Annotated in this window: 5 protein-coding genes; 3 read left to right on the forward strand and 2 right to left on the reverse strand. The window is 32.5% G+C overall.

Features of this window, described 5'->3' with window-relative positions; translation table 11 throughout:
- A partial coding sequence (locus BUB35_RS17785; protein ID WP_072853926.1) for a transposase occupies positions 1 to 242 on the reverse strand: 242 nt, incomplete at its 3' end.
- A 236-nt stretch (positions 243 to 478) separates the two neighbouring features.
- The gene (locus tag BUB35_RS17790) at positions 479 to 730 is read right to left on the reverse strand and encodes a helix-turn-helix domain-containing protein (RefSeq protein WP_072853929.1); all 252 of its coding nucleotides are present in this window, start codon (positions 728 to 730) and stop codon (positions 479 to 481) included.
- Between the two features lie 85 nt (positions 731 to 815).
- Between BUB35_RS17790 and BUB35_RS17795 the strand changes: the two genes are divergently transcribed.
- The 3 genes from BUB35_RS17795 to BUB35_RS17815 all read left to right on the forward strand — a co-directional run bounded on the left by BUB35_RS17795 (position 816) and on the right by BUB35_RS17815 (position 3,887).
- Positions 816 to 1,178, forward strand: a complete 363-nt coding sequence (locus tag BUB35_RS17795) for a helix-turn-helix domain-containing protein (protein WP_084730775.1) — start codon at positions 816 to 818, stop codon at positions 1,176 to 1,178.
- A 186-nt stretch (positions 1,179 to 1,364) separates the two neighbouring features.
- Positions 1,365 to 2,618, forward strand: coding sequence for an ATP-binding protein (locus BUB35_RS17800; RefSeq protein ID WP_072853934.1), 1,254 nt, complete (start codon positions 1,365 to 1,367; stop codon positions 2,616 to 2,618).
- Between the two features lie 831 nt (positions 2,619 to 3,449).
- Positions 3,450 to 3,887 carry a zinc ribbon domain-containing protein gene (locus tag BUB35_RS17815; protein WP_072853939.1) on the forward strand — a complete coding sequence of 146 codons (438 nt, stop codon included), beginning with the start codon at positions 3,450 to 3,452 and terminating at the stop codon, positions 3,885 to 3,887.
- Positions 3,888 to 4,557 lie beyond the last annotated feature (670 nt).

Here is a 4,557-nt window from a genome sequence, read left to right on the forward strand (position 1 = left end):
CGTTTGCGTTTATACCCATTTCGGTAATCATCATTGTCAGAACGCTCAGATTTTTCATAACCAAGATGGTTGTCCATTTCGGCTTCCATCATTTCTTTGATGGTTCCACCAAGAAGATCCTTTAGAGCTTCCTGAATATCCTCAGCTGTCTGAATATCGTATTCTTCCATGAGCTGATGAATAATGTTTCGTTTTCCCTCTGTCATTTGTACCCGATGTATGGGTTTCTTCTGTTTTGCCATAATAAAAGGTCCTCCTATGATTTAAATTTTACCATAGAAGAACCTCTTCAATTACATATTTACAGAAAAAGTTTCACACTGCCACAAAAAAGCTGTGAATCCAAAATATTCACAGCTTTTTTCTTCGTTTGTCGATTATTGTCGAAAAAAATACTATATATTTTTCTGTATTTGTATTGATAATCAAGAAGAATAAATCTATAATCGGTTGTAAAAGTGAGACAAAATTTCAAAAACTACTCATTTGTTCCATTGATCAAATAATCACAGCTTACATGAAACAATTTGGAAAGCGCCTGTATTTCTAAATCAGTCACATATCTCTTATTTGTTTCAATACGAGTGATAACATTCTTATCCATATCAATACCCAAAAGTTGAAGGGCGCTTGCCAAGTCCCTTTGGGACATACTATGCATCTCACGCAATTCTTTTAATCGAGTGCTTATCAAATTTTTTTCGCCTGAACTTGTTCTTGGTTTTGGCATAGCTATCACCTCTTTGTCTCATTTTTTGCACCACTTTAGTTTATCCGAAAAATAATGGAATATTGGTTGTAAAAGTGAGACAAAAATGATGTTATATTTTGCAAGAAAAAAGACAGGCTTTTTTGTCAAAGGAGATGATTTGATGTCTGATTTTCCTCAAATCCTGAAAACATTAAGACGAAGCCGAAAAGTAACACAATCAAAGTTAGCTGAGGCTTTGGGATATGGCTGCACAGCGATAGCCAATTATGAATCCGGCAGAACTGAACCGGATATTGATACCTTATTAAAAATAGCAAACTTTTTTGAAGTACCTGTAGGTTCTTTATTAGAGAGGGAAAATAAAATATATAAAATAGATGAAGAAGTGGAATTTGTGATCCAAAAGTTTTCTCAGTTAGATAGAGAAAAGAAAGATTATCTGCTTTACACATTAAACATACTCTAAGACATATACTAAAGTAGAATAAGAGTTAAATTTTCATATAGAATAAAAATAAAGTGCAATACAGGGTATTGGTTTTAAATGAATCAAATAAAAACAATCAAAAAACAATCGTAAAAATTTGCGATTGTTTTTTTGATTGTTTTAACATATAATATGGTTGATAGTGTGAGAAAGGAAGTGTTTTATATGCGTGAAACGAGAAGAATAGAATTCAAAGAAACGATTACAAATACATTTTTAAAAACAGTGAGTGCTTTTTCAAATTATGAAGGTGGAGAAATATTTTTTGGTATCGATGATGAGGGGAATGTGATAGGCTTGCCCAATGTGAAGCAAGCATGTCTGGATATTGAAAACAAAATAAATGACAGTATTACTCCACAGCCCAACTACACGCTGGAATTGCAGAATCACGACCAAACAATAAAATTGACTGTAAAAAGTGGATTCCAGAAGCCATATTTATATAAATCAAAAGCATACAAACGAAATGACACCGCAACAATCGAAGTTGATACATTGGAGTTGTCAAGATTGATTTTAGAAGGGAAAAATATTAGATATGAAGAATTACCATGCGCAGATCAAGAACTGACTTTTGATATTTTGTATCAAAAATTAAAAGAATGTATCCAGATTGAAACATTTAACCAAGATACATTAAAAACCTTGAACTTGTATGATAATGTGAATGGATATAATAATGCGGCAGGACTTTTGGCAGATAAAAATCATTTCCCTGGTATTGATATTGTGAAGTTCGGAGAAAACATCAGTGTGATTCACAAAAGAGCAACATTTGATCATATATCTATTTTGACTGTATATGATAAAACATTAGAAGTATTCAGAGATTATTATCAATACGAAGAAATACAAGGTTCTGATAGAAAAAAAGTAGAAAAGATACCAGAGGCTGCATTCAGGGAAGCCATTGCAAATGCATTGATTCATAGAGTCTGGGATGTTGAGTCACAAATAAGGATTTTGATGTTTGATGATAGAATTGAAGTGGTTTCGCCTGGTGGTTTGCCATTTGGAATAACAGAAGAAGAATATTTGTCTGGAAAACTTTCTATTTTAAGAAATAGAAATCTTGCAAATGTATTTTACAGATTAGGGTTCGTCGAAATATTTGGTACGGGAATCACACGAATAAAACAACTCTATGAAGAAGGATTAAAACAACCGGAATTTGAAGTATCAGAAAATACAATTAAGATCGTACTTCCAGTTTTTGAGAAAAACTTAAATTTAACAGAAGATGAAAAGATAGTTTACAAAGTTTTAAGCAAAACAATGCTGAAACCAATAAGTGAAATTGCACCCTATGTACCTTTTGGAAAATCAAAGACAACACAGGTATTAAAATCCATGGGACAAAAAAGTTTAGTGAAAATTGAAGGAAAAGGAAGGGGTACAAAGTATATCATAAAATAAATTTGTGGACTATAGTCAATAAAAAGACACGATTTTTAAACATATTTTCTGGGAATGGCTGGATTTCCTTGCCGCTCCCAGAATGTTGGTTCCATTTCGTATAGTGACAATCAACATAAAAGTCGGACAACTCTTTTGTGCGAGAAATGGATTTTGTTTTTACTGTGGACATAGGTGGGATCTGCATAGAATGCATCAGGCGGTACACTTGACCGACGCTAATGTAAAGACCACAGACACAACCTAAGATATATGCGATTTTATAAGCACCGATGCGTTTATCGTAGTCGGCGTAAATGTACAGAATCATTTGTTTAATATTCTGATTTTCAATGGTTCTGGAAGAAGGCAGAGAATAAAAATGTTTGTAATAAGTGCTTCGGTTTACGTTAAGTATATGGCAAAGGGTTTTGATATTATGCTGTAATCGAAGTGTCTATAAACTGAATTTAATCTTTGTTTAAGTGTGACGTGAAGATGGTAATCGTTTTTAGGATGAGTTTTTCTTCTTCAAGCTGCGCATTTCTTTTCTGGAGTTCCTGAATCTGTTTCGTAGTCAGAATTTCACCATTAGATGTTTCAACAGTGGAGTATTGCTTGATCCATCTGGAAAGAGCAGTTTGAGAAATACCATACTCTTTAATCAGAGAAGCTTGTGTTTGCCATTATGATAGAACTCAACAAGAATTCGTTTGAAATCTTCATCATAATAATTTTTTAGTCATAAAGATACCTCATTTTGGTGTCTAGTATTATGGTACATCTGTTTATAAATCGTGTCCACTTATTTAATATAGATCCAATGATACTATGTTTCTGAGGTGATTATATATGGAAACAAAAGAAATAATATTTAATCTTAGAACAAAATGTGGATTGTCACAGGATGAACTTGCAGAAAAAGTATATGTAACAAGACAAGCAGTTTCCAGATGGGAAAATGGAGAGACTATACCAAATACAGAAACGTTAAAATTACTATCAAAAATATTTGATGTTTCAATCAATACTATTTTAGGTTCGCCAAGACAACTGATTTGTCAATGTTGTGGCATGCCTCTTGATGATTTTAATATCAGTAAAGAAGTTGATGGCACATGGAATGAAGATTACTGCAAATGGTGCTATGAAAACGGAAAATTTACTTATTCTAATATGGACGATTTAATTGCCTATTGTTCAGAAAATATGTCTAATGAGAGTTTTTCTTCAGAAGAGATAAGAGCGTATATGAAACGATTACTGCCAACATTAAATCATTGGAAATAGTATATAGTTAGTAGGATATTAATAGAACATAGTTCTATCTGTTTAACAAATACGATTTAAAGAATGTGGATGTAATTTAGACTCACACTATAAAACTATGGCAATACAAATGCATTTATAGCAAAAATAATTGAGCCAAGACATATTTATGAAGTTGGATACTAAAATGTGTTTGTGAAGAAGTTTTGTCTGGAAATGTAACAGATGTATCTCATTGTGAATGTTCAAGAAACAGTATCTTATGTATACTACAAAATCTTTTGCCTGAAAAAGAAGTAGATGTAGAAACAATTCCTACGGTTTTAGGCGGAACAAAGGACTGCACATTAAAGTTACAATTCATTAAATTTTCATCGTGAAAGATTTATTATTTTATGTTATAGGATTGTATTCTTGACAGTACCATAAAACCGTGCTATCTTAAACTTAAAGATTGTTTTTTATTCCAGCGTATACTGGAATAGGCTGTTTAAGGATTATATGCGTGATTGTTATGTGTTTTTACATATCAGTCACGCATTTTTTATTTTGGCGATAGCGGGAAGAAATCAAATGAAATTTTGGTTTTCTTCCCGCTTTTATTGTACGCCGAACAGGTATGACAAAACCCCCAGTTCAACTGGGGGTAGGTAAAAATACTTTAGTATAAGAAAGAAACCTCCTGCGTTAT

It is taken from the genome of Anaerotignum lactatifermentans DSM 14214 (assembly GCF_900142265.1).
Classification (GTDB): Bacteria; Bacillota; Clostridia; order Lachnospirales; family Anaerotignaceae; genus Anaerotignum; species Anaerotignum lactatifermentans.

What these genes read in the sequence shown, in the direction of transcription:
- BUB35_RS17800 (WP_072853934.1), top strand. Translation starts at nt 1,365, where the DNA reads ATGCGTGAAACGAGAAGAATAGAATTCAAAGAAACGATTACAAATACA.
- BUB35_RS17790 (WP_072853929.1), bottom strand. Translation starts at nt 730, where the DNA reads ATGCCAAAACCAAGAACAAGTTCAGGCGAAAAAAATTTGATAAGCACT.
- BUB35_RS17795 (WP_084730775.1), top strand. Translation starts at nt 816, where the DNA reads ATGATGTTATATTTTGCAAGAAAAAAGACAGGCTTTTTTGTCAAAGGA.
- BUB35_RS17815 (WP_072853939.1), top strand. Translation starts at nt 3,450, where the DNA reads ATGGAAACAAAAGAAATAATATTTAATCTTAGAACAAAATGTGGATTG.